Genomic DNA, 22,986 nt, shown 5'->3' with positions numbered 1-22,986 from the left:
AGTTAGTAGGCATTTTTTGGCACCAACACGGCTGCAAAAGTTCTGAACAGGATCTGGATATCAAGCAGCACTGAAGACCGCTCAACATATTCAATGTCACAGGCAATCCGCGCGCGCATAACGTCGATCGTCTCGGTTGGCCCGCGATGCCCTCGCACCTGTGCAAGCCCCGTGATGCCCGGCTTGACGTCAAACCGGCGATCATAATCTTCGATCGCCCTTCGATAGGTCTCATCAAGCTGCGTCGGATGAGGTCGCGGGCCAACCAATGACATATCCCCACGCAACACATTGAGGAGTTGCGGCAGCTCATCCAGGCTACTAGCCCTTAAGAGTCTGCCAAACCCTGTTACGCGCGCATCCCCCCGCCTAGCCTGATTGAACTGGTTACCCGCTTCAGCCACGCGCATCGTCCGAACTTTATAGATAGAAAAAGGCTGCCCCTTGGAGCCATAGCGTGTTTGACGGAACAGCACAGGGCCGGCACCTTCAATTCGGTTGGCAACACAGGCCGCAGCTAGAACCAGCAATAAAAGCGGTAGCAACGTCAGGGATATAATGAGGTCAATCAAACGTTTCATACCACGCACGCATCAGAATTTACTTGCTCCGCTTGTTCCGCAGCAAGCGCGCTGAAATGAGCGATCGTTGCAGCCAGGCCATCCTCTAGTGACGTTACAGGTGTCCAGCTCAACAAGGATTGAGCCTTCGAAATATCGGGGCGGCGGCGTTTTGGGTCATCAACTGGCAAAGGTTTGAAAACGATGCGGCTTTTGGATTCCGTCAAATCGATGATTTTCTCTGCGATCATCAGAACCGTGTATTCGTCAGGGCGGCCAAAATTCACAGGTTCCGCGATCTTCTGAGGGTGCTCCATAAATGACATCAGCCCACGCACGAGGTCGTCACGGTAGCAGAAGGAGCGCGTCTGCGAACCGTCGCCCATCACGGTAATGTCCTGCCCGCTCAGCGCCTGCACGACAAAATTGGAAATCACACGCCCGTCTTCGGGGCTCATGGATGGCCCATAGGTATTGAAGATGCGCGCGATGCGAATATCGACGTCATGTGCGTGGTGATAATCATGAAACAGTGTTTCCGCGCTGCGCTTGCCTTCATCGTAGCAAGCCCGTGGACCACAGGTGTTGACGTTGCCAAAATAGCCTTCCGCTTGCGGCATAACTTGCGGGTCGCCATAGACCTCTGAAGTCGAAGCCTGCAAGATGCGCGCACCCTTGCGACGCGCAAGCTCCAGCATATTCATCGCACCGAGCACACATGTCTTGAAGGTGTGGATCGGGTCTTTCTGATACTGCGGCGGGGACGCAGGGCACGCGAGATTGTAGATGCGATCAAGCGACTGAGTGATCTCAATCGGGTCGACAATATCGTGCTGCTGAAACAAGAAGTTGTTGTTGCCAATTAGATCATGAATATTCTCCATTCGGCCCGTCATCAGGTTGTCGATGCACAGCACCTTATGACCGCTTTGAAGTAGCTGCCTGCAAAGATGCGATCCAAGAAAACCAGCACCACCCGTCACAAGAGTGTTCATGCGCTGTTGGCCATATCTATTGACCGAGAAACCAAGATGAGCTTGTTCAAAATCAGAAGAAATATTCATGGTCGTCCCCCAGAAGGGGAAGCTAACAGGGCGTTAAAACCACAGCAATAATTGGCGTGTAAAAGAGATTTAAATTCAACAAATTGAGTAGAATTCAGCCAAATCCTCGAGCACTCGAATGCGCAATGAGAAACAATAATTTCAACCTGTATTTATTGTTTCTTTGGGCAGCGTAAATTCTACGAATCTCCACACTTCTGCCACATGTTGTTGTAGGTCAGTTATCGAACGATTCGTTTTGAACGTAATTTTTGTGGAATGTAGGCATAGTTCGACTGGCAAAACTCAGATTTCTGGGCAGTAGTCGATAAGCCTGGGAGAGCACTATGACCCGGTTTCGACTTGTCAGAGCGATGCCATGGTTGGGGTTTATTTTTCGGCCACGGATCATCTCGGCCGCCTATGAAACGCTCATTTTTCTCCTCATCTATCGACGCATTCCAAACTTTCGCCGGACAGGCTACGTGAATGATTTGCTATTCAACATAAAAATTCGTGAAACCGACAATGTCCTCAGATCATTCACATCTGACAAAGAATTCACGAAGATCTTCGTCAATGGTGTCCTGGGCAAAGACATGAACGTAGAAACGATCGCCATTTTGCGTGACGAACAGGACATCGAAGAGTTTGATTTTCCAGACCGTTGCGTGATCAAGCCGACACATATGTCCGGTGAAGTCATTTTCCATAAATCTGGGCCGGTTTCCGAAGCCAACAAAGATACAATGCGCAAGTGGCTTAAATGGAATTTCGGCGATCTTACAGGTGAGCGGAATTACCAGAGACTAGAGCCAAAGATCATCGTTGAGCCTTGGCTAAAGTTGAATGGAGACTACTGTAACGACTACCGCTTTTATATCTTCAACGGCAAGTTAACGGTCGCGGAGATAAAGCAAAGACAATCAGAAAGCCTGTTCAGGCAAACCTATGTGACAGCCGAATGGTGCCCCTTTCCTGGAACGACGTCATATGCCGAAGGCACTTGGCAGCCAGATCAGGATGAACTCGCAACACTAAAACCAGAATGCCTCTCCCGCATGATAGAAGTCGCTGAGAGCATTGGTCAGCACTTTGAATTTGTTCGAGTGGATTTTTTCAGTGATGGGACATTGTTTTTTGTGGGGGAAATCAGCCACATAAACGCTGGGTTACGCGAAACCTTCAACCCAGTGAAAGCAGAGCGAATTTTCACGAGCACATTGTCATAAAAAGATTGAGCCACCCACGAATACGGTCCTCAATCCGATTGGTTGTTTAGATGGGTTCATATCACGTTCATCGCGCAAGTTTAACCCTAGGCGCTGTCTTGAGTGGATTTAGGGTGAGGAATGAAAGTTAGGCTTTGTGCGCAAGCATAGGACTCACTGAGCAGCCTCATTTGACTTAGGTCTGTTTGGTGATACGAAGTCCGTGAATCTGCAGATATCTAAACATATCGGCCGACCACTTCAGAAGCGAGGGATCAACATAGCTGAATCTAGTTGCCCCTCAGAAAATCCATGATCAATGAAACGAAAAAGAGACTATAGAAACTCAAAAGGCTCGGGCATTTCTGCCCAAGCCTTTGAAACAAAGTGGTGAGCCGTATAGGATTCGAACCTATGACCCACTGATTAAAAGTCAGTTGCTCTACCAACTGAGCTAACGGCCCACTTCGCTGTGCGTGAGGGGGCTTCTAAGAATAACCACGAATAGGGTCAACCCAAAAAAGCACAAAAAATACGGCTGACTGGAATTACTCTTATGACAGGGTTATATGCGCGCTCATGACAGTTGTAAGACAGAATATCGAATTCGAAAAAATGCACGGACTCGGCAACGATTTCGTGGTGATCGACGCGCGGGATCGCGAGTCGGGTCTTTCTGAGTCGCTGATTACAGCGATTGCTGATCGCCATTGCGGCGTTGGGTTTGATCAACTGGCTGTCATCGAAAAGTCAGATACCGCTGACGCGCATCTGACCTTTTATAACGCCGATGGGTCTACATCGGCGGCCTGCGGGAATGCGACACGCTGCATTGGGCGCAAACTGCTGGATGAGGGCGGCAAAAGTGAGCTGACCCTGACCACAGCCCGCGGCACTTTAAAAGCGCGCGAGGCCGGGAATGGTCTGGTCTCGGTGAATATGGGTCACCCGCAGCTCGACTGGCAGGACATCCCGTTGGCGCGTGAAATGGATACGCTGGAATTGCCAATCGAAGGCGCGCCAACAGCGACCGGGATGGGCAATCCGCATTGCACCTTCTTTGTTGATGATGCTGAGGCAATTGATCTGGAAACGCTTGGTGCGAAACTTGAGCACCACCCGCTCTATCCAGAACGTACAAATGTGCAATTTGCCTCGCTCGTAGGTGAAAGCCACCTGCGCATGCGTGTTTGGGAGCGTGGTGTTGGCCCGACGTTGGCGTCCGGATCGTCTTCTTGCGCGACGGCTGTCGCAGCTGCGCGCCGAGGTCTCACCGGTCGTCAGGTGCAGATCGATCTGGACGGCGGCACTTTACACATCGACTGGGCGGATGATGGCGTCTGGATGACCGGCGCGACGATGCATGTTTTCTCTGGTGTCTTCACCGTTGAATTTGTGGATTCAGCTCAGTGATTCAGCCCCCTAAATTTACCACGCTCGGGTGTCGGCTTAACGCCTATGAAACAGAAGCCATGAAGGACCTCAGCCAACAGGCGGGGCTTTCCAATGCAGTTGTGGTGAATACCTGCGCAGTGACGGCTGAAGCCGTGCGCAAGGCGAGGCAGGAGATTCGCAAGCTGCGCCGCGAAAATCCCGACAGCACCATCATCGTGACCGGATGTGCGGCGCAAACAGAGCCAGAGACCTTTGCGGCGATGGACGAAGTTGATCGCGTTATCGGCAATACTGAGAAAATGCAGCCCGATACCTGGAAGCAGATGGCGGGCGATTTCATTGGTGAGACCGAAAAAGTGCAGGTCGACGACATTATGTCAGTCACTGAAACCGCCGGTCACCTGATTGATGGGTTCGGTACACGCAGCCGGGCTTATGTTCAGGTGCAAAACGGCTGTGATCACCGCTGCACGTTCTGCATTATTCCTTACGGCCGTGGGAATTCGCGGTCCGTCCCGGCTGGCGTTGTTGTCGATCAAATCAAACGGTTGGTCGATAAAGGTTTCAACGAAGTTGTCCTGACGGGTGTCGACCTGACCTCTTGGGGTGCTGACCTGCCAGCCACGCCGAAACTTGGCGATCTGGTTATGCGCATCCTGAAACTGGTGCCTGACCTGCCGCGCCTGCGGATCAGTTCGATTGATTCCATCGAGGTTGATGAAAACCTGATGATGGCGATCGCCACAGAGCCGCGCCTGATGCCGCATCTGCACCTCTCTCTGCAGCATGGTGATGACTTGATTCTCAAGCGTATGGCCCGCCGTCACCTGCGTGATGACGCGATCCGTTTCTGTGAAGAAGCCAAAAAACTGCGGCCTGAGATGACCTATGGCGCGGATATCATCGCGGGTTTCCCAACCGAGTCTGACGGGCATTTTGAAAACAGCCTGAAGTTGGTGAAGGATTGTGACCTGACGTGGCTGCACGTCTTCCCTTATTCCAAGCGTGAAGGCACACCAGCGGCAAAAATCCCTAATCAGGTTCCCGGCCCGATTATCAAAACCCGCGCGGCCCAACTGCGGGCTGCAGGCGATGCGCAGGTCTCATTGCATCTTCAGACGCAGATCGGAAAGACACATCACATCCTTATGGAAAACCCGCATATGGGTCGCACAGAACAATTCACCGAAGTGCATTTCGATGCACCGCAGATCGAGGGCGCTGTTGTGACTGCGAAGATCATTGGCCAAAAAGACGGTCAGCTCGTCGCATGATACCGGTTCTCTATAGTTTCCGCCGCTGCCCATATGCGATGCGCGCGCGGCTGGCGGTTGCCGCATCGGAGCAACAGGTCGAGCTGCGAGAAATCCTGTTGCGAGACAAAGCGCCTGAGTTTTTAGTAACCAGCCCAAGCGCGACCGTGCCTTGCCTAAAGGACGGTGACACCGTGATTGACGAATCTCTGGACGTCATGAAATGGGCCCTAGGGCGTTCTGACCCCGAGGGGTGGCTCGATATGCCCGCCGAAGGTCACGCGCTGATCGAAGAGGCCGATGGTCCTTTTAAGCAGGCATTGGATCGTACAAAGTACGATACGCGTTACCCGGATCTTGAACCCGAAGAGCAACGTGCCAAAGCGCATTCGTTTTTGCATAAGCTTGATGGTCAACTGACTCAGCAATGTCTATTTGGAGAAACGCCAAAATTGGCAGATATGGCGATTTTGCCTTTTGTGCGCCAATTCGCCTTTATCGACAAAGCACGCTTTGATGCCGAGGATTGGCCAAACCTGTCGCGCTGGCTTGAAGCCTTTTTGGTGTCGGACCGTTTTCAGTCGATCATGAGCAAATATGCAAAATGGGAAACAGGGGACACCCCGATCTATTTCCCGGAATAGCATTAGGGGTGAAGCCAAAGCTTCACCCTGAGCAACGCAGCTCGTTCTTAAGCCGCTTCAACCAGCGACGCTTTGGTCTTCAGAACGCCCAAAGCCGCCTTAGCTGCTTCGCGCCCTTTCTCTACGAAATGAGCGCGGTAGATAGTGTTGTGGTGATCGGTTTCCTGATACTGGTGCGGTGTCAGGGATACCGAAAGCACGGGGACACCGGTGTCCATTCCAGCCCGCATCAACCCATCAACCACGGCCTGAGCCACAAAGTCGTGCCGGTAAATCCCACCATCTACAACAAAGGCTGCGCAGGCAATTGCGCCATATTTCCCGGTCGTGGCCAGCTCTTTCGCCAAGAGCGGCATTTCAAACGCACCAGGAACGTCAAAAACATCAACTTGCTCTGCGGGGATAATTTCGCAGAAACCTTCAAGCGCACGATCCACGATATCCGCGTGCCACTGCGCTTTGATGAAAGCAAATCGGGTGTGTGTCATCGTATGAACTCCTTTCAGCAACAGACACGTCACCCAAGGCGATCACGAAGACTCTTTGCGCCAAATGGCACCCAGACCCTACGTTCTCTTTCATCCGGACTTTAACCGTCGGCTCTGGCTTCTCACCAGATCTGCTGACACCCATTTTGGGCCGCTCGCGGGCTTATGGCTTGCGCCACATACCGCCGGTGGGGAATTTCACCCCGCCCTGAGAACGCGCGCACCTTGCCAAGCCCCAAGGCTGCTTGCAACATGAAATGCGACATATACCGGAATGAGACCGAACCGATGAAACTTATTACTGCCCCCGCCTCTCCATACAGTCGAAAAGTGAAGGCGCTGCTTCATGAGACAGGCCAGATGGATGAGGTTGAACTTCTTCAGGTGAAAACTGCGCCAATCGCGGTGGATGCGAAACTGCAAGCGGCAAATCCACTTGGCAAAATCCCCTGCCTGGTGCGGGAAAATGCGCCAGCGCTTTATGACAGTCGGGTAATTTGCCGATTCTTGGATGCTCGTTCAGGCGGGCAGTTCTATCCGGATCGTATCATCTGGGATGTTCTGACCATCGAAGCGACCGGGGATGGTATTTTGGATTCGGCCTTATCGATTGTCTACGAAGGTCGGTTCCGCGAAGAATCAATGCAACACGCGCCTTGGATTGATGCGCAGTGGAGTAAGGTGCGAAACGGTCTGTCAGCTCTAAACGATATGTGGATCAGCCATCTGAATGGCCCCGTTCACATGGGTCATCTCGCAGTTGGCTGTGCTTTAGGGTATTTGGATTTTCGGTTGGATGCTCGGAATTGGCGCCAAGGTAACGACGCGCTTGCCGCTTGGTTTGATGAATTCGGAAAACGACAGTCGATGCAAAGCACCGAGCATTATGATCTATGATCCGCAAATGAAAAACCCCACCTTTGGCGGGGTTGATTATTAGAAGCTGTAGCTGACGCCAAAATTCAGGGCGTTGGTCACCAGCGACGTTTCCAGCGTACCGCCGCTATCCAGCTCAACTTTGTTGTCCGAGTAGGTGATCTGATATTCAGTGAAAGCGCTGATTTTTTCAGTCAAATCAATCGAAACACCCACACCTAAACGTGCCGCTGGTCCCGTCAGTTGGTAGCCAAAGGTATGCGCATCGCCAGTTGGTTGAATGTCCACGTGAGGGACAGCTACGCCTAGACCTGCGGTCACAAACGGGGTCAGACGACCGTTCCACCAACGATCTTCCCAGCGACGATGAATATTCGCGGTGATGATATTGTGGCCGTCAGTAAACTCGAGGCTATCCAAACCAAGGGCTGTGCGATCCGCGTCAGAAGCGTAAACCTTGGCGTGGGTCAGCTCCAGACCATAGCCCCAACCGCTTTCGCGCCAGTAGACACCACGCACACCGTAGTAAGGAGGCGGTGTGAAGGAACGGCCTTCCCAGGCCACAGTTCGGTCGACGGCTGTACCTGCCGTCCCATCCAGAGTCCCCGATATGACAGCATGGGGCGAAGATTGAGTCCCCATGTAGAAGCTAACTTCCATCTCGGCCGCGGCTGGATTCGCAAGAATCACCGCAGCAAACAGGGCTGTAACGCCTAAATTACGCATGACGAACCTTTCAATTTCCGAAATTCGCGTCTTAGTAGAGCAAATACACCGGCTTTACATAGTCCTCAAGCGCGACACATCAACGCTTTGATCCATATCAAGCGAATGTCATCTGGACGGGTTGAATTGGCTTCGTTAATAAGCGGGCTGGAGAGGCTGCGCTGGAACGTGGCCCGAACCGGTATAGGCCAGCAGGCCAAGAAATTGGAGTAAACCTCGTGTCCCACGCAGAAGATCACGAAGGCACCCGGAGGGATTTCCTCTACTACGCCACCGCAGGCGCAGGTGCAGTGACCGCAGGTGCGGCTGTTTGGCCTCTGGTCAACCAGATGAATCCATCAGCTGATGTTAAGGCTCTGGCCTCTATCCGTGTTGATACCGCTGGTATTGAACCAGGTACGCAGCTGACCGTTAAATGGCTTGGTAAGCCGGTGTTCATTCGCCGCCGTACTCAAGCGGAAATTGACGAAGCACGCGCTGTGCCTTTGGAAGACCTGACCATCGACGCCGAATCTCAAAACGCTAACAAGCCAGGCACTGACGCCGCGGACGAGAACCGTTCCATGGATGAAGCAGGCGAATGGCTGGTGATGATTGGCGTTTGTACGCACCTTGGTTGTGTTCCACTGGGTGACGCAGGTGAATTTGGCGGCTGGTTCTGCCCATGTCACGGTTCTCACTACGACACATCTGGACGTATCCGTAAGGGTCCAGCTCCTGAAAACCTTCCTGTTCCGGTTGCCCGTTTTGAAGGCACCGAACTGGTGCTTGGATAAGGAACGCGCATATGTCTGGTATTCCTCACGATCATTACGAGCCGAAATCTGGTGCAGAGAAGTGGTTGCACCACCGTCTGCCAGTTGTTGGCCTCGTCTACGACACACTGATGATCCCAACCCCTAAAAACCTGAACTGGTGGTGGATCTGGGGCATCGTGCTGGCATTCTGCCTGGTTCTTCAAATTGTCACCGGTATTGTTCTGGTGATGCACTACACTCCGCATGTTGATTTGGCGTTTGCGTCTATCGAACACATCATGCGTGACGTGAATGGCGGTCACATGATCCGCTATCTGCACATGAACGGCGCGTCGCTGTTCTTCGCAGCGGTTTATATCCACATGTTCCGTGGCCTTTTCTATGGTTCCTATAAGGCACCGCGTGAAGTCACATGGATCATCGGTATGCTCATCTACCTTCTAATGATGGCAACCGGCTTTATGGGCTACGTTCTACCTTGGGGTCAGATGTCCTTCTGGGGCGCGACAGTTATCACCGGCCTCTTCGGTGCGATCCCATTCATTGGTGACGCGCTGCAGACCTTCCTGCTGGGTGGACCTGCTGTTGATAACGCAACCCTGAACCGTTTCTTCTCGCTGCACTACCTGCTGCCGTTTGTGATTGCAGGCCTCGTGATCCTTCACATCTGGGCCTTCCACCACACTGGCAACAACAACCCAACCGGCGTTGAAGTGCGTCGTGGTTCTAAAGAAGAAGCCGAAAAAGACACGCTGCCATTCTGGCCTTACTTCGTGATCAAAGACCTGTTCGCGCTGGGCGTTGTTCTGGTTATCTTCTTCGCGATCGTTGGCTTTATGCCAAACTATCTCGGTCACCCAGATAACTACATCGAAGCCAACCCACTGGCGACACCAGCACACATCGTTCCTGAATGGTACTTCCTGCCGTTCTACGCGATCCTGCGCGCATTCGACTCCTCTGTTTGGGTTGTGATGTTCGCAAGCTGGATCACTGGCGGTATCATCGATGCGAAGTTCTTCGGTGTTCTGGCGATGTTTGGTGCGATTGCAGTTATGGCACTGACGCCATGGCTGGACACATCCACCGTTCGTTCCGGTCGTTTCCGTCCGATGTTCAAATGGTACTTCCGCTTGCTGCTTCTGGACTTCTTCATCCTGATGTGGGCAGGCGCGATGCCAGCCGAAGGGATCTACTCGGTCATTTCCTTGATCGCGTCGACCTACTGGTTCGCTTACTTCTTGGTGATCCTGCCGCTTCTCGGTGTTATCGAAACGCCAGAACATCCTCCGGCGACCATCGAAGACGACTTCAACGACCACTATGTCAAAAAGCCCGCTGCCGCCGAATCCGGCCAGCAGCCAGCAGAATAAGGGGCCTGGGACAATGCTTAAGACTCTAGCAATTTCCGCAGTAGCGGCCCTGACCTTCGCGGCAGGTGGTGCGATGGCAGCCGGCGGTGCCGGCCACATCGAAGATGTCGACTTTTCTTTCGAGGGTCCTTTCGGGACCTTCGACGAGAACCAACTGCAGCGCGGCCTGAAGGTTTACACCGAGGTTTGCTCTGCATGTCACGGTCTTCAATATGTGCCACTGCGTACACTGTCAGACAAAGGCGGACCTCACTTCTCTGAAGCTCAGGTACGTGCTTACTCTGCTGAGAACTTCGAAGTATTCGACGCAGAACTGGACGATACTCGCCCAGCGAAACCAGCGGATTTCTTCCCTGGCTCCGCGCTCGAAAACGCGCCTGACCTGTCTTTGATGGCGAAAGCGCGCGCGGGTTTCCACGGCCCTCAGGGCACGGGGATCAATCAGTTTGTCAAAGGCATGGGTGGTGCTGAGTATATTTACTCCATCCTGACCGGCTATACAGGTAAAGAGAAGACCCAAGCGGGTACAACCTTTTATGAAAACACGGCCTTCCCAGGTGGCTGGATCGCAATGGGTCCTCCTCTGGAAGATGGTTCTGTAGAATTTGACGATGGTCACGCAACAGACCTGCATCACTCAGCAGAAGATGTTTCTGCATTCCTGATGTGGACAGCGGAACCAAAGATGATGGACCGCAAAAAAGCAGGCTTCATTGGCGTCTTCGCGCTGTTCCTGCTGACAGTGCTGCTCTATCTGACAAACAAACGCCTCTGGGCGCCTCACAAAGGCAAAAAGACTGCATAAGTCTTTTTCAGAGTGAAGAATGTGAAAGCCCCGCTATCAGCGGGGCTTTTTCTTTGTCTGGGTCCACACTTGCTCCAACGTGTCGTCTGATGCAGACTTGTTCTCGGATAGGGAAAGCGTGCTTCACCGCTGAGGTTGCCTGCAATCGACTCGGCGATACGTTTGCTTTGGAGAGCGCACCCTATGGCATCCAATCCTGTAAATTCCACGCCACCGTTATCTTTGCCTGAAATCAATCAAGTGAGTTTTGAGGATATCAAGGCGTCGCTCGGCGCAGGGTATTCCGACTTTAAGGCACACCCGTTGATGAGTGGATTTTTCGGGTTGTTCTACGCGGCCTTCGGGATTTTGTTCGTTTGGTGCCTGGCTTGGCTCGGCTGGATCTGGATGGTGATCCCGGCGGCCATCGGCTTTCCATTAATCGCCCCTTTTGCCGCGGCTGGCCTCTATGAGATGTCACGTCGGCGTCAAGCGAGGAAGAGTTTCAGCTGGTCAGACATTCTCAGCGTCATTGCCAGCCAACGTAAACGCGAAATGGGCTGGATGGCCTTTGTAACGCTCTTCATCTTTTGGGTGTGGATGTATCAGTTCAGAACTTTGCTTGTGATCATCCTTCAAGATTCGTCTTTCTCTGACCTGGAAGGGTTTATCAGTACGGTTTTGTACACGTCTGAAGGTTGGACGTTCATAGCCATTGGGATCTGCATCGGCGCCTTTCTATCGACCGTCCTCTTCACGGTGACAGTCATTTCCATGCCTATGTTGCTCGACCGAGAAATGGACTTCATATCGGCGATGATTACGTCTTTTCGGGTTGTCACCGAAAGCCCGGTAGTCATGCTGACTTGGGCCGCGATCATCGCGGGAACATTGATACTGTCGATGGTTCCAGCGTTTTTGGGTCTGATATTCACTCTGCCAATTCTTGGGCACACCACATGGCACCTCTATCAGCGCGCCGTTGTACCGAAGGATTGAGTGCGAGCGTCTGGAGTGAGGAATTACTGCCAGTGAATGTTCGGGCAGCCGACAAAGCGTCCTAGTCGGTTGAGTTCTGCTTCCAACTTACTCTGTCGTGGTTTGGTCCATTTCACCCGCTCCTCAGACCAGAAGTTGATGACATTTAGCGTGCCGTTCTTGCGATCTGCCTTGGCTTCAATCCGACCGACAAATCGATCCCCCTCCAAGATGGGGAACACATAATATCCCCAGATGCGTTTTGCCGCGGGCACGAACATTTCGTTGCGGTAATTGAAACCAAAGAGCCTTTCGAGGCGATCACGGTCTCGAACTGCGGGATCAAACGGGTTGAGAATGCGAAGTCGTGAAGTTGGGGCCTCAAGTTGCGCCAGTCGGTCTTCCAGATCTGGCGTGCCGAAGGATGTGGTTTTTGATCCATCGGCGTTTTCGACCTCAACCGGAATCAGGTCAGCCGTTTCAAGCCATTCTTTGGTTTCCTTGGCAGAGGTCGTTTCCCAGAATTTCTGGATTTCACCCTGCGTGCCAACGGCGATGCGATCAACAGCGGCCTTCATCAGAAAATCGAGTTCTTCGCTCTCTGACATGCTGCGATTGCGCAGCTCATCTGGAAAGACGCGTTCAGGAAGGTTGTAGTATTTGGTGAACCCATCTCGAAAACAGGTCGCCAATTGTCCTGTCATCCACATGTAGTCCAAAGCTTTCTTATGTGGTGGGCGGGACCACATTTTTTTCTCTCCCTCAATTTTGGTGTCAAAGGCGTGGGTCGAGAGCGCCCCTTCGGACCGAATACGGTCTTTGATTTCATCGAGATAGGAGCTGCCTTCTAGGTCCCCATGCCAACGTCTGGCTGTGACACTCATACGCCGGAATTGGCGTTGCCAGGCAGGTAGGAACTCCATTGGTAGGACGCTTGCATCATGGGTGAAATGCTCAAAAATCAACCGATCCTTTGCCAAGAGCGGGTTCAGCATTTTCTCGCGGTAATTCTGATTGCGCGACCACAGGATATGATGATGCGCGCGGGAAACAACTTGGATCGTGTCCAACTGCACCATACCGAGCTTCAAGATGGTTCCATAGAGTTCTAGCGGACCGGTTGGGGTCTCAGACAGGCCCTGTGACGCCAGCCAAAGCCAGCGCGCGGTACGATTGTCGATCTTTAGGGGTGCCTGCACGATGCTCTCCAAATTTTGGGGCCATCAAACAGGAACAAAGGGTGAAAATCAATCCACCCCGATGATGTGTTGTTCGCCACGTTTGCGGGCCAGTTCCATCTGCTTTTGACGCTCACGGAACCGAGCTTTGTCGGTCTCTGAATATTCGTCGATACACTGGTGGCAGCTAACACCGGCCTCGTATTCGGGGCGGTTTGTGTCTTCTGGCATCAAAGGACGACGGCAGGCATGACACAGCACATGTGGGCCTTCTTTCAATCCATGGCCAACGGAGACGCGACCATCAAAGACAAAACATTCACCTTCCCAGGTGCTGTCTTCCTGCGGCACCTCTTCGAGGTATTTCAGGATACCACCTTTGAGGTGATAGACGTCTTCGACGCCCTGGCTCATCAGGTAGTTTGTGGATTTCTCGCAGCGAATTCCGCCCGTGCAAAACATCGCGACGCGTTTGTTGTGGAAGCGCTCTTTGTTTTCTTCCCACCAGGCTGGGAAATCACGGAAGGTGGCTGTTTCCGGGTCTACCGCTCCTTGGAAAGTGCCGATCGCCACTTCGTAATCGTTGCGCGTGTCGATGGTCACAACGTCAGGCGATTGGATCAGCTCGTTCCAGTCCTCAGGGTTCACATAGTTTCCAACATGCGCCTTCGGATCGACGTTTGGCTGACCCAATGTGACGATCTCTTTCTTCAGCTTTACCTTCATGCGTGGGAAGGGTTTTTCGGCTGCCGTGCTGAGTTTCCACTCGAAGTCTGCACAACCCGGCAGGGTTTGGATATGCGCGATCACCGCGTCGATTCCGGCGCGAGGGCCAGCGATAGTGCCGTTGATGCCTTCATGCGCCAACAACAGCGTGCCTGTGATGCTGTTCTTTTGGCACAGCTCCAGCAAAGGCGCGCGAAGGGCCTCGTGATTATCAAAGCGGGTGAAGTGATAAAGAGCGCAGACTGTAAACATGGGCTGCCCTGTACGCCTATTTTAGTCTCTCTTCAAGACCACCGATTGCAGCCCCATTGACCTTCGGTGATGCAATTCCTACGCATGACACAAGAAGACGGATCATCAAAGGAGTGACAGATGTCTAAGGCCCTGATTGTGATCGATGTTCAGAATGACTTCTGCCCGGGTGGGGCGCTGGCTGTTCCCGATGGCGATGAGATCGTTGGCGGGATCAATGATCTGATGTCTGAGTTTGACACGGTGATCCTCACGCAGGATTGGCATCCGGCAGGCCATTCCTCTTTCGCCACATCTCATGCGGGCAAGACGCCATATGAGATGATAGAAATGCCATATGGACCGCAGGTCCTCTGGCCGGATCATTGCGTGCAGGGAACCGACGGGGCGGCTTTCCACATGGCGCTAGATACAACCCGCGCTGATCTGATTATCCGAAAGGGCTATAACCCAGCCATCGACAGCTATTCGGCGTTCTTCGAAAACGATCAGACCACCCCAACCGGGCTGGAGGGATATCTGCGCACGCGAGGTCTGAAGGAGTTGACTATGGTTGGTCTGGCAACAGATTTCTGTGTGAACTTCTCAGCTGTAGATGCAGCAAAGCTTGGATTTGATGTCACCGTGGATCAGTCCCTCTGCCGTGCGATTGATCTCAATGGATCCCTTGAAGCGGCACTGACAGGCATGAAGGAGGCCGGGGTAAGTCTTCGCTAATTGTCTTGTTTGATTGAATTTCTCAAGGCTATCCGCCACACTTATTCGGGCTAAGGCCGGAGGATATTATGGTCGACATCGCAACCCGCGTTTGGAACCACAAGTGGAAGATCGATCCGATCGTCAGATCGTTGATCGATACGGACTTCTACAAGCTGCTAATGTGCCAAAGCGTGTTCCGCAATCGACCAGAGACGCAGGTGCAGTTCTCTTTGATCAACCGCACCACTTCGGTGCCATTGGCCAAGCTGATCGATGAAGGCGAATTGCGTGAGCAGTTGGATCACGTGCGGTCTTTGTCATTGACCCGCGGGGAAAGCACATGGCTTCGCGGGAACACATTCTACGGCAAACGGCAAATGTTCCGTTCTGACTTCATGGAGTGGTTCGAAAACATGCGCCTTCCAGACTACCATTTGGAGCGCATTGGGGACCAATATGAGCTGACCTTTGAAGGCAGTTGGCCTGAGGTCATGCTGTGGGAAATCCCGGCGCTATCTGTGTTGATGGAATTGCGCAGCCGCGCTGTTCTGGACCGGATGGAAAAGTTTGAGCTGCAGGTTCTTTACGCGCGAGCCATGACCAAGCTTTGGGAAAAGGTTGAAAGCCTTCGTGGTATCGACAATCTGCGCATCGCTGATTTCGGAACGCGGCGTCGTCATTCATTTCTTTGGCAGGATTGGGCAGTGCAAGCCATGTGCGAAGGTCTTGGCGAAAAATTCGTCGGGACGTCCAATTGCCTGATTGCTAAGAATCGCGACCTTGAAGCGATTGGCACCAATGCCCATGAATTGCCGATGGTCTATGCCGCTTTGGCCGAAACAGATGAAGAACTGGCGCAGGCGCCCTATCAGGTTCTCGCCGATTGGCATGAAGAACATGACGGGAATCTTCGGATCATTTTGCCGGATACCTACGGGACCAAAGGATTTTTAGAGCGCGCACCAAAGTGGCTAGAAGGTTGGACGGGTATCAGGATCGATTCTGGAGATCCGGCAGCTGGGGCTGAGACCGCGATTAATTGGTGGACGTCACGTGGTGAAGATCCCACCAAGAAACTGGTGATTTTCTCTGATGGCCTGGACGTTGATAAAATCAGCGAATTGCAAAAGCAATTTGAGGGGCGTGTCTTGACCAGTTTTGGCTGGGGTACCCTGCTAACGAACGACTTCAGAGGTCTTGTGCCAGAAGATCGGCTGGCACCATTCTCACTGGTTTGTAAGGCGGTCTCTGCCAATGGTCGACCGACCGTGAAACTGTCGGATAACCCCAACAAGGCGATGGGGCCATCTGATCAGATTGAACGCTACAAACGTGTGTTCAGTGTTGGTGCGCAAAGCAAGCAGGACGTGCTCGTTTAGGCTCCCATTGAGATTAGGGATTGCTGCTCATTCTGAGCCTGTCGAAAGCTGGCCTTATCTGACCAACCCTGCCAGTCACATCGAATGAGGCTTTGGGCGACTGAACCGCCAAGTGTTGTGCCTGGTCCAAGTACAATGAAGACATCCGGACAGAATTCGCGGGCAGCTATTCGGATGGCAGCAGCGAAGTCATATGTCTCGTGAACCTGATGACCCAAGGTGTAATCCCACAAGGCGTTCAAGTCGCAAGCGCTCGGATACCAAAGATCACCTTGACCATCGATTAGCGGCAGGTTCGGTTGTTGAAACAATGAAGGTTTCAGGCGCTCTTTGCCCAAGTCAGAGACTGGTTTTTGAAGCTCTGAATGGAAGCCTGCGTGGTTTTGAAGGCGCATGGGGAAGCGATCCTGAACAGGCTCTACCTCTGCTTCGAAAGCGCTGAGGCCATTTACGTCTCCGGCCAAAACCAGCAGGCCCCCTAGGTCAATCGAAGGGGCCAGAAAGTGGTCAGGCCGGGAGGAGATGTCGTGACAGAGCCCCAGCAGTCTTTCTTTTCCCGCCGGGATTTCGACCCAATTCGTGTCTGTATAAGGGTAAATGATCTGCCCACCGATGAGGTGATCCTGCATCAGTGTGCCCATAGTGTTGACCACTTCGAACCCTGCCATAGGGCTCAATGCCCCCGCGCAGGCCAATGCGATGTACCACCCCATGGAGTTGCCAGTGACGCCGATAATGTCGAAAGCCTTTCGATCGATCGACACAAAGTCGGAATAGGCGCAGGCATAAATTAGCGGGCTGGCATTATCGCCGCGTGTGTGCGTGCTGATCGAGTATCGCTCCATGCCATCAAGCGAGCTGACCGACACTTGCCCAGTGGCATCGCGGTAGTTGTCAAACTGTTGGATCAAATCCGACTTTTTGGGGTGGCGGGTCTTGAGATAGCCAAGTTCAGCCTTGTTATAGGTCCCGCGACCGGGGGCAATGACAACGGCAGTTTGCTTCATTTTATGTTCCACAGATCTCGGGCTGCGTGAGCGATGCTCTCTGCTGACGGCATGGTTGCCGCATAAGCGGGGCCGGTTGCGATGAAACTGTCTTCTGACGTGATCCGGCTATGTGGCAGGTTTGTTTTCTCGTGTAGAAACGCCATGAGCGCTTCAGACACGTTCCCGGATTGTCTGCATTCATCCACGATCAAAACATTCTCCACACCTTCTAGCGCGTTAAGAATGCTTTCTTCTGGCAGGGGCGCGAGCCAGCGAATGTCGATGATGCGCGCGTCGATGCCTTCCCGGGCCAACAATGCCTTTGCCTGTGTACTCAAATATCGCCCATTGCCGTAGGTCAGAATCGCGAGTGGACCATTCCCTTCCACGCCGACTTCTCCAAGACCGATCTTTTCAGAGGGGCTGGGGTAGAGGGCTGTCCAGCCGTTGTCTTTGGCATCGTGCAGATCACGCGTGGGGTAAAGTGCAATGGGTTCAACAAACACTACCACGCGCTGCTCTTCGCGCGCCAGCCGCACGCATTCTCGGAGCATCTTGGCAGCATCATCACCTCTTGAGGGGCAGGCTACGATTACACCTGGAAGGTCGCGCAATACTCCAAGCGAGTTGTCGTTGTGGAAGTGGCCTCCAAATCCTTTTTGATAGCCAAGTCCCGCGATACGCAACACCATGGGATTTGTGTACTGCCCCTTTGAAAAGAATGAGAGCGTTGCCGCTTCTCCGCGAAGCTGATCTTCGGCGTTGTGCAGATACGCGAGAAATTGGATTTCTGGCATAGGCAAGAAGCCATTGTGCCCCAGGCCAATGGCCAGTCCGAGGATAGATTGCTCATCCAGTAATGTGTCGATCATGCGATCCGGGCCGAAGCGATCGATCAACTTTTGAGTGACACCATAAACACCACCTTTGCGACCCACGTCTTCACCCATGAGGGCAATCTCGCCATGTTCCAGCATAAGATCCGTCAGGGCCCAGTTCAGAAGCCGGGACATATGCTGCGGGGTGTCCATTTGCTTCAAGTCAGACCCAAAGGCTTTGGCGCGCGCTTCGTTCGGAGGACCGTTTGTTGGCAAACAATCGCGGGAAGGTGGGACAATGCTTTCCATCACATCAGACGCGGTCTGGAGGCGAGGGCGTGTGATTACCTGCTTCGCGACCCGCTCACATTGAGCTTCGGTTTGCTTGTATATCGACAGGATCTCATCTGCCGTGGCTGCGCCGCTTTCGATCAGTAGTCGCGCGGAATGCAGAAGGGGATCTTCGGCCTCCCAACCTTCAAAGACGTCCCTTGGAAGATAGGTCTGCTGCACATCCGACCCGGCATGCCCATAAAGCCGCACTGTATTGATATGTAAGAAAGCTGGTTTCTTTTGCTCTCGAACGTAGGCCGCTGCGTCTTTGGCGACGCGGAAGCTATCGTAAAGGTCGAGCCCATTGGCTTGGAAATACTTAAGTCCAGGTTTCTGGGAGAAATTGGCGCCAATCCAGCCGTGCGGGGTGCGGGTGGAGATACCGATTCCGTTGTCTTCACAGACGAATAGAAGGGGCAGGGGAACGGATTGGAATGAGGTCCAGCAAGCCGTGTTGATCGCCCCCTGCGCGGTTGAGTGGTTGGCAGACGCATCCCCGAAAGTACACAGGATGATGCTGTTGTCATCAAGCTGCTGATGTTCAGGCCGATGTCGCTTTGCAAGGCCAATGGAATAGGCTGCGCCGACAGCCTTAGGAAGGTGGCTCGCGATGGTTGATGTCTGCGGCGGGATGTTGAGAACCTTTGACCCAAGGACTTTATGGCGCCCACCAGAGATCGGGTCATCTGACGAACTGGCAAAGGACAAGAGCAAGTCCCAAGTGGGACTAACGCCAGGCACTTGAGATGATCGATGCGTTTGAAACGCGCCGTCGCGATAGTGCAGGAAGGCCATGTCGGTAGGGCGTAGAGCAGCAGCAATCGCGGCCATACCTTCATGGCCCGAAGAACCGATTGTATAAAACCCCTGACCTTCGGCCTGCATTTTACGGGACCGACGGTCTAGATTGCGGCTGAGGCATTGTGATCTGAAAATTGCCAATGCCTCATGGTGATCAAGCGCCCTATTGGGTGGGGGGCCGGCAGGAAAATCGCCTTTCGCTAGGCGGTCTCGAAAGGCTTTGTCGACGACGTCTGCGCGATCCATGTCTGTTCCTTACGCGAAAGCCTGCAATCCGGTTTGGGCGCGTCCCAAGATCAACGCGTGAACGTCATGGGTGCCTTCATAGGTGTTCACTGTTTCTAAGTTCACCATATGACGAATGACGTGGAATTCGAGAGAGATACCGTTGCCGCCGTGCATGTCGCGAGCATGTCGCGCAATCTCTAGCGCCTTACCGCAGTTGTTGCGCTTGATCAGTGAGATCATCTCCGGGGCGGCCGCCGCTTCATCCATCAAGCGCCCAACTCGCAAGGCGGCCTGCAGGCCCAGCGTGATCTCTGTCTGCATATTTGCGAGCTTCAGCTGGAATAGCTGCGTCTGGGCGAGTGGCTTGTTAAACTGCTTCCGGTCCAAGCCGTAATGTAGCGCACCATGCCAGCAGAATTCGGCTGCTCCCATTACTCCCCAGGCGATGCCGTAACGCGCGCGGTTCAGGCAACCAAACGGACCTTTTAGGCCTGCGACATTTGGCAGAAGCGCCTCTTCGCCGACTTCTACATTCTCAAGAACAATTTCACCCGTAATTGAGGCGCGTAGGCTGGCTTTGTTTTGAATTTTCGGCGCAGACAGACCCTTAGTGCCTTTATCCAAGACAAAACCTTTGATCTTGCCGTCATGGGCTTCGGATTTTGCCCAGACCACAAAAACATCTGCAATCGGTGAGTTGGAAATCCACATCTTGGATCCATTCAGCACGTAGCCGTTATTAGTCTTCTTCGCGACAGTTTTCATGCTGCCAGGGTCTGAACCGGCGTCGGCCTCTGTCAGGCCAAAGCAGCCAATCCATTCACCGCTTGCGAGCTTCGGCAGATATTTGTTGCGCTGCTCTTCGGTGCCGTATGCGTAAATCGGATACATCACCAAGGAGCTTTGGACTGACATCATCGAGCGATAACCAGAATCAATGCGTTCAACTTCGCGGGCAACCAAGCCGTAGGATACGTAGCTTGCGCCAATCCCACCGTATTCCTCTGGAATAGTGACGCCCAATAGGCCCATCTCACCCATTTCGCGGAAAATTTCGGGATCGGTGTGCTCTGTTTCAAAAGCCTCGGTGACGCGCGGCAGCAGCTTGTCTTGCGCATAGCTATGGGCCGCATCCCGCGACATGCGCTCTTCTTCAGAGAGTTGGTTTTCCAACATGAACGGGTCATCCCATTTAAAAGAGGACAGGCTTGGGGAGTCTTTGGCTTTCAATGACATAGGGTGAGGCTTTCGCTTACTTGATGACTCTTGGGCATGGTGAGCCTAGGTTTTCTGAAACCTAACCCAAAATCTTGCTGCAATGTAGCGATATATCCGCATATAAACATTCCGAAATGGAATGATATGCAGTTTTCACGTCGCTCACTTCCGCCCTTAGGATGGCTTACGGCTTTTGAAGCCGTTGCTCGGACAGGTTCCGTCACTGATGCAGCGCGTCAGTTAGACCTGACGCAGGGGGCTGTCAGCCGTCAGGTGCAAAAGCTTGAAGACTTTTTGGCCTATGAGCTGTTTGTTCGTGAGAAAAGGCGGCTAAAGTTGACACCCGTCGGAGCTGCCTATGCCGAGGCTATTCAAGAAGGCCTGACTCGCATTGCCAATGCGACCGTCGATCTGCGCAGTAACCCACATGGGGGTGTCTTGAACCTCGCAATCCTACCCGCGTTCGGCAGCAATTGGTTGGCGCCAAGATTGAGCACATATCTGGTGAGCAGCCCGGGGGTGACGGTCAATCTGTCGACCCGACTCAACCCGTTTGATTTTGGCCAAGAGCGGTTCCACGCTGCCATTCACTTTGGTCGAGACAATTGGCAAGGAGCAGCTTCTCTAAAGCTGATGGACGAAGAGTTGGTGCCAGTCGCGGCGCCAAACCTCTTTTTAAGTGAAACCATTGAAGCGGCTGATCTGAAATCTGTCCCGCTTCTTAATCTTGAGTCGCGCCCTAACGCATGGCGCCGATGGTTTGATCAAAATGAACTAGAGGCAGTGCAAAGTTCCGGGATGGTCTTTGACCAGTTCGCAACAATGCTGCAGGCGGTGATCGGAGGTTTGGGGGTTGCTTTGATGCCAAAGTTTCTTATCGCGGACAGTGCAGACAAGCTCTTGATCCTTGATCATCTCCCGACAGTTTCAAGCGGAGCCTATTTTCTGGTCTGGCCAGAATCCAAGGCGAACTATCCGCCACTTGCTTCCTTTCGTGCATGGCTGGAATCTGAAATTGCCGCGGCTTAAAAAGAATCCTTTCCACTATTTAACGAAAGTGTTAAATAGTAAGTATGGAAGATTTACGATCCGTATTTGCTGCATTATCTGATCAGACGCGTTTCGACATAGTCGAGCGCCTGATGAAGGATGGCGAGTTGCCCGCCGGCGATCTGGTTTCAGATTACGCAATCAGCGGCCCGGCGATCTCTCGTCACCTGAAGGTGTTGCGGGAAGCCGGGCTTGTAGAGCAACGTGCTGAGGGGACCAAACGGCTCTATGCCGTGCGACCTGAAGCCCTGAAAACCATTTCGGATTGGACAATTGATCATCGGGCTTTCTGGGAGGTCAGCCTGAATCGAATTGAAGCTGCTTTGGCGGCGGAGGAGGATATTTGCCCGACATCAGACTAGAACGCGAATTCAATGTGACGCCAGAACGGTTGTTTGACTTCGTCACCCAACGCGCAAGTGTGTTAGAATGGTTTGGCTATGAAGGCATGACCTTCCCTGTGGAAGAGATGGACTTCTCGCGGAAAGGCCCGTGGTTTGTCGAAATGCTGACCAAAGACGGGAACAAATTGAAGCTCTCTGGTCACGTCACCCATGTGGATCGTCCAAAGACCGTGGGCTTTACCTGGGGATGGCATGATCCAGATGATAAACGCGGACCAGAAAGCCATGTGATGTTCACCGTTTCTGAATCTGCAGCGGGTGCGAAACTGATTATTGATCACCGTGAATTCTCTGACGAAGAAGCGGCCGCCAACCACAACAACGGTTGGACATATGCACTGGGTACAATGACTCGGATTTTGAACGGCTAAATCGAGCAAGACAAAACAAACAAAGTATTCTGACATGCCGGAACAATGGCTTGTCCGATCCAACAGGGCTGCGCGCCCGAAATTTGACCAGTAGGAGACTAAAATGCCTAAGTTTATTTTTGCGTATCATGGTGGCGGCATGCCGGAGACACCAGAGGAAGGCGAGCGCGTAATGGCGGCTTGGACGGCTTGGTACGAGCAGATTGGCCCGAGCCTTGCAGACGGTGGCGCGCCGGTTGGCATGTCCAAGACCGTGACTGAAAACGGCGTCGATGATAACGGCGGTGCTAACCCACTTTCCGGTTTCACATTGGTGAATGCCGACAATATTGAATCCGCGATTGAAATGGCGAAAGGCTGCCCGATCATTGGCGATCGCAACGGCACGGTCGAAGTCGCTGAATGCATGGAAATGTAATTGCTTGATTGGCAATCTTAAAAAGGCGGCTAA

24 protein-coding genes, 1 tRNA gene and 1 riboswitch are annotated in these 22,986 nt (G+C 53.0%); of the genes, 15 read left to right on the top strand and 10 right to left on the bottom strand.

The features are described 5' to 3' along the window. Positions 1-2: 2 nt before the first annotated feature. Positions 3-581, bottom strand: a complete 579-nt coding sequence (locus M0D42_RS13635) for a sugar transferase (RefSeq protein ID WP_265019157.1) — start codon at positions 579-581, stop codon at positions 3-5. Next, positions 578-1,624 carry a UDP-glucuronic acid decarboxylase family protein gene (locus tag M0D42_RS13630; protein ID WP_419195942.1) on the bottom strand — a complete coding sequence of 349 codons (1,047 nt, stop codon included), beginning with the start codon at positions 1,622-1,624 and terminating at the stop codon, positions 578-580. The genes M0D42_RS13635 and M0D42_RS13630 overlap by 4 nt, the downstream gene beginning before the upstream one ends. 326 nt (positions 1,625-1,950) lie before the next feature. Here M0D42_RS13630 and M0D42_RS13625 point away from each other — a divergent pair, with 326 nt between their 5' ends. Beyond that, a complete protein-coding gene (locus M0D42_RS13625; protein ID WP_265019156.1) occupies positions 1,951-2,835 on the top strand; it encodes an ATP-grasp fold amidoligase family protein in 885 nt (294 codons plus the stop codon). Between the two features lie 367 nt (positions 2,836-3,202). Here the strand turns inward: M0D42_RS13625 and M0D42_RS13620 are convergent. Continuing rightward, positions 3,203-3,278: transfer RNA gene (locus tag M0D42_RS13620), tRNA-Lys, on the bottom strand. 115 nt (positions 3,279-3,393) lie between these two features. On the opposite strand from M0D42_RS13620, the gene dapF reads away from it, so the two are divergent. Genes dapF through M0D42_RS13605 form a run of 3 tightly spaced genes read left to right on the top strand, consistent with a single transcriptional unit; the run spans position 3,394 to position 6,106 of the window. Continuing rightward, positions 3,394-4,227: a diaminopimelate epimerase gene (dapF, locus tag M0D42_RS13615; protein WP_265019155.1), complete on the top strand. Its 834-nt coding sequence runs from the start codon at positions 3,394-3,396 to the stop codon at positions 4,225-4,227. After that, positions 4,227-5,483, top strand: coding sequence for a tRNA (N(6)-L-threonylcarbamoyladenosine(37)-C(2))-methylthiotransferase MtaB (mtaB, locus tag M0D42_RS13610; protein WP_265021159.1), 1,257 nt, complete (start codon positions 4,227-4,229; stop codon positions 5,481-5,483). Before dapF ends, mtaB begins: the two co-directional genes overlap by 1 nt. Then, entirely contained in the window at positions 5,480-6,106 is a 627-nt protein-coding gene (locus M0D42_RS13605; RefSeq protein ID WP_265019154.1) for a glutathione S-transferase, read from the top strand. Before mtaB ends, M0D42_RS13605 begins: the two co-directional genes overlap by 4 nt. 47 nt (positions 6,107-6,153) lie before the next feature. Here M0D42_RS13605 and M0D42_RS13600 read toward each other — a convergent pair whose 3' ends face one another. Continuing rightward, positions 6,154-6,594 carry a 6,7-dimethyl-8-ribityllumazine synthase gene (locus M0D42_RS13600; RefSeq protein WP_265019153.1) on the bottom strand — a complete coding sequence of 147 codons (441 nt, stop codon included), beginning with the start codon at positions 6,592-6,594 and terminating at the stop codon, positions 6,154-6,156. Positions 6,595-6,672: 78 nt separating this feature from the next. Then, positions 6,673-6,814: riboswitch (FMN riboswitch) on the bottom strand. Between the two features lie 68 nt (positions 6,815-6,882). Here M0D42_RS13600 and M0D42_RS13595 point away from each other — a divergent pair. Beyond that, positions 6,883-7,491, top strand: a complete 609-nt coding sequence (locus tag M0D42_RS13595) for a glutathione S-transferase (RefSeq protein ID WP_265019152.1) — start codon at positions 6,883-6,885, stop codon at positions 7,489-7,491. A gap of 39 nt (positions 7,492-7,530) precedes the next feature. Here M0D42_RS13595 and M0D42_RS13590 read toward each other — a convergent pair whose 3' ends face one another. Continuing rightward, entirely contained in the window at positions 7,531-8,196 is a 666-nt protein-coding gene (locus M0D42_RS13590; protein WP_265019151.1) for an outer membrane protein, read from the bottom strand. Positions 8,197-8,414: 218 nt separating this feature from the next. On the opposite strand from M0D42_RS13590, the gene petA reads away from it, so the two are divergent. The 4 genes from petA (at position 8,415) to M0D42_RS13570 (ending at position 12,110) form a co-directional block, all read left to right on the top strand. Continuing rightward, positions 8,415-8,972: a ubiquinol-cytochrome c reductase iron-sulfur subunit gene (gene petA / locus M0D42_RS13585; RefSeq protein ID WP_265019150.1), complete on the top strand. Its 558-nt coding sequence runs from the start codon at positions 8,415-8,417 to the stop codon at positions 8,970-8,972. Positions 8,973-8,983: 11 nt separating this feature from the next. Beyond that, on the top strand, positions 8,984-10,327 hold the full coding sequence (gene petB, locus M0D42_RS13580; protein ID WP_265019149.1) for a cytochrome b: 1,344 nt from the start codon (positions 8,984-8,986) through the stop codon (positions 10,325-10,327). Between the two features lie 13 nt (positions 10,328-10,340). Continuing rightward, positions 10,341-11,132: a cytochrome c1 gene (locus M0D42_RS13575; protein ID WP_265019148.1), complete on the top strand. Its 792-nt coding sequence runs from the start codon at positions 10,341-10,343 to the stop codon at positions 11,130-11,132. A 183-nt stretch (positions 11,133-11,315) separates the two neighbouring features. Further along, positions 11,316-12,110: a DUF2189 domain-containing protein gene (locus M0D42_RS13570; protein WP_265019147.1), complete on the top strand. Its 795-nt coding sequence runs from the start codon at positions 11,316-11,318 to the stop codon at positions 12,108-12,110. 23 nt (positions 12,111-12,133) lie between these two features. Here the strand turns inward: M0D42_RS13570 and M0D42_RS13565 are convergent, their stop codons facing one another. After that, positions 12,134-13,288 (bottom strand): winged helix-turn-helix domain-containing protein, encoded by a 1,155-nt coding sequence (locus M0D42_RS13565; RefSeq protein ID WP_265019146.1) that lies wholly within the window; start codon positions 13,286-13,288, stop codon positions 12,134-12,136. Positions 13,289-13,336: 48 nt separating this feature from the next. Beyond that, complete coding sequence (locus M0D42_RS13560) at positions 13,337-14,245, bottom strand: rhodanese-related sulfurtransferase (protein ID WP_265019145.1); 909 nt, start codon at positions 14,243-14,245, stop codon at positions 13,337-13,339. A gap of 120 nt (positions 14,246-14,365) precedes the next feature. Here M0D42_RS13560 and pncA point away from each other — a divergent pair, with 120 nt between their 5' ends. After that, positions 14,366-14,962 carry a bifunctional nicotinamidase/pyrazinamidase gene (gene pncA, locus M0D42_RS13555; protein WP_265019144.1) on the top strand — a complete coding sequence of 199 codons (597 nt, stop codon included), beginning with the start codon at positions 14,366-14,368 and terminating at the stop codon, positions 14,960-14,962. A gap of 68 nt (positions 14,963-15,030) precedes the next feature. Beyond that, complete coding sequence (pncB, locus tag M0D42_RS13550) at positions 15,031-16,323, top strand: nicotinate phosphoribosyltransferase (RefSeq protein ID WP_265019143.1); 1,293 nt, start codon at positions 15,031-15,033, stop codon at positions 16,321-16,323. Here the strand turns inward: pncB and M0D42_RS13545 are convergent. Genes M0D42_RS13545 through M0D42_RS13535 form a run of 3 tightly spaced genes read right to left on the bottom strand, consistent with a single transcriptional unit; the run spans position 16,320 to position 20,728 of the window. Beyond that, positions 16,320-17,330 (bottom strand): ACP S-malonyltransferase, encoded by a 1,011-nt coding sequence (locus M0D42_RS13545; RefSeq protein WP_265019142.1) that lies wholly within the window; start codon positions 17,328-17,330, stop codon positions 16,320-16,322. The genes pncB and M0D42_RS13545 overlap by 4 nt on opposite strands. Continuing rightward, positions 17,327-19,510, bottom strand: coding sequence for a dehydrogenase E1 component subunit alpha/beta (locus M0D42_RS13540; RefSeq protein WP_265019141.1), 2,184 nt, complete (start codon positions 19,508-19,510; stop codon positions 17,327-17,329). Before M0D42_RS13540 ends, M0D42_RS13545 begins: the two co-directional genes overlap by 4 nt. Positions 19,511-19,519: 9 nt before the next feature. After that, on the bottom strand, positions 19,520-20,728 hold the full coding sequence (locus tag M0D42_RS13535; RefSeq protein ID WP_265019140.1) for an acyl-CoA dehydrogenase: 1,209 nt from the start codon (positions 20,726-20,728) through the stop codon (positions 19,520-19,522). Between the two features lie 126 nt (positions 20,729-20,854). Between M0D42_RS13535 and M0D42_RS13530 the strand changes: the two genes are divergently transcribed. From M0D42_RS13530 to M0D42_RS13515, 4 genes are all read left to right on the top strand, one after another. Beyond that, positions 20,855-21,739, top strand: coding sequence for a LysR family transcriptional regulator (locus tag M0D42_RS13530; RefSeq protein ID WP_265019139.1), 885 nt, complete (start codon positions 20,855-20,857; stop codon positions 21,737-21,739). A gap of 44 nt (positions 21,740-21,783) precedes the next feature. Further along, positions 21,784-22,122: an ArsR/SmtB family transcription factor gene (locus M0D42_RS13525; protein ID WP_265019138.1), complete on the top strand. Its 339-nt coding sequence runs from the start codon at positions 21,784-21,786 to the stop codon at positions 22,120-22,122. Next, positions 22,104-22,535: an SRPBCC family protein gene (locus tag M0D42_RS13520; protein ID WP_265019137.1), complete on the top strand. Its 432-nt coding sequence runs from the start codon at positions 22,104-22,106 to the stop codon at positions 22,533-22,535. The genes M0D42_RS13525 and M0D42_RS13520 overlap by 19 nt, the downstream gene beginning before the upstream one ends. 103 nt (positions 22,536-22,638) lie before the next feature. Next, positions 22,639-22,953 carry a hypothetical protein gene (locus tag M0D42_RS13515; protein ID WP_265019136.1) on the top strand — a complete coding sequence of 105 codons (315 nt, stop codon included), beginning with the start codon at positions 22,639-22,641 and terminating at the stop codon, positions 22,951-22,953. Positions 22,954-22,986: the final 33 nt, after the last annotated feature.

The organism is Cognatishimia activa (assembly GCF_026016445.1).
GTDB lineage: Bacteria > Pseudomonadota > Alphaproteobacteria > Rhodobacterales > Rhodobacteraceae > Cognatishimia > Cognatishimia activa_B.
The sequence above is the reverse complement of the archived record's forward strand: the minus strand, read 5'-3'. Positions and strand labels throughout refer to the sequence as shown.

Bases quoted from the DNA above. Each gene is read 5' to 3' on its own strand.
- M0D42_RS13635 (WP_265019157.1), bottom strand. From the start codon at position 581: ATGAAACGTTTGATTGACCTCATTATATCCCTGACGTTGCTACCGCTT.
- M0D42_RS13630 (WP_419195942.1), bottom strand. From the start codon at position 1,624: ATGAATATTTCTTCTGATTTTGAACAAGCTCATCTTGGTTTCTCGGTC.
- M0D42_RS13625 (WP_265019156.1), top strand. From the start codon at position 1,951: ATGACCCGGTTTCGACTTGTCAGAGCGATGCCATGGTTGGGGTTTATT.
- dapF (WP_265019155.1), top strand. From the start codon at position 3,394: ATGACAGTTGTAAGACAGAATATCGAATTCGAAAAAATGCACGGACTC.
- M0D42_RS13605 (WP_265019154.1), top strand. From the start codon at position 5,480: ATGATACCGGTTCTCTATAGTTTCCGCCGCTGCCCATATGCGATGCGC.
- M0D42_RS13600 (WP_265019153.1), bottom strand. From the start codon at position 6,594: ATGACACACACCCGATTTGCTTTCATCAAAGCGCAGTGGCACGCGGAT.
- M0D42_RS13595 (WP_265019152.1), top strand. From the start codon at position 6,883: ATGAAACTTATTACTGCCCCCGCCTCTCCATACAGTCGAAAAGTGAAG.
- M0D42_RS13590 (WP_265019151.1), bottom strand. From the start codon at position 8,196: ATGCGTAATTTAGGCGTTACAGCCCTGTTTGCTGCGGTGATTCTTGCG.
- petB (WP_265019149.1), top strand. From the start codon at position 8,984: ATGTCTGGTATTCCTCACGATCATTACGAGCCGAAATCTGGTGCAGAG.
- M0D42_RS13575 (WP_265019148.1), top strand. From the start codon at position 10,341: ATGCTTAAGACTCTAGCAATTTCCGCAGTAGCGGCCCTGACCTTCGCG.
- M0D42_RS13570 (WP_265019147.1), top strand. From the start codon at position 11,316: ATGGCATCCAATCCTGTAAATTCCACGCCACCGTTATCTTTGCCTGAA.
- M0D42_RS13560 (WP_265019145.1), bottom strand. From the start codon at position 14,245: ATGTTTACAGTCTGCGCTCTTTATCACTTCACCCGCTTTGATAATCAC.
- pncA (WP_265019144.1), top strand. From the start codon at position 14,366: ATGTCTAAGGCCCTGATTGTGATCGATGTTCAGAATGACTTCTGCCCG.
- pncB (WP_265019143.1), top strand. From the start codon at position 15,031: ATGGTCGACATCGCAACCCGCGTTTGGAACCACAAGTGGAAGATCGAT.
- M0D42_RS13545 (WP_265019142.1), bottom strand. From the start codon at position 17,330: ATGAAGCAAACTGCCGTTGTCATTGCCCCCGGTCGCGGGACCTATAAC.
- M0D42_RS13540 (WP_265019141.1), bottom strand. From the start codon at position 19,510: ATGGATCGCGCAGACGTCGTCGACAAAGCCTTTCGAGACCGCCTAGCG.
- M0D42_RS13535 (WP_265019140.1), bottom strand. From the start codon at position 20,728: ATGTCATTGAAAGCCAAAGACTCCCCAAGCCTGTCCTCTTTTAAATGG.
- M0D42_RS13530 (WP_265019139.1), top strand. From the start codon at position 20,855: ATGCAGTTTTCACGTCGCTCACTTCCGCCCTTAGGATGGCTTACGGCT.
- M0D42_RS13525 (WP_265019138.1), top strand. From the start codon at position 21,784: ATGGAAGATTTACGATCCGTATTTGCTGCATTATCTGATCAGACGCGT.
- M0D42_RS13515 (WP_265019136.1), top strand. From the start codon at position 22,639: ATGCCTAAGTTTATTTTTGCGTATCATGGTGGCGGCATGCCGGAGACA.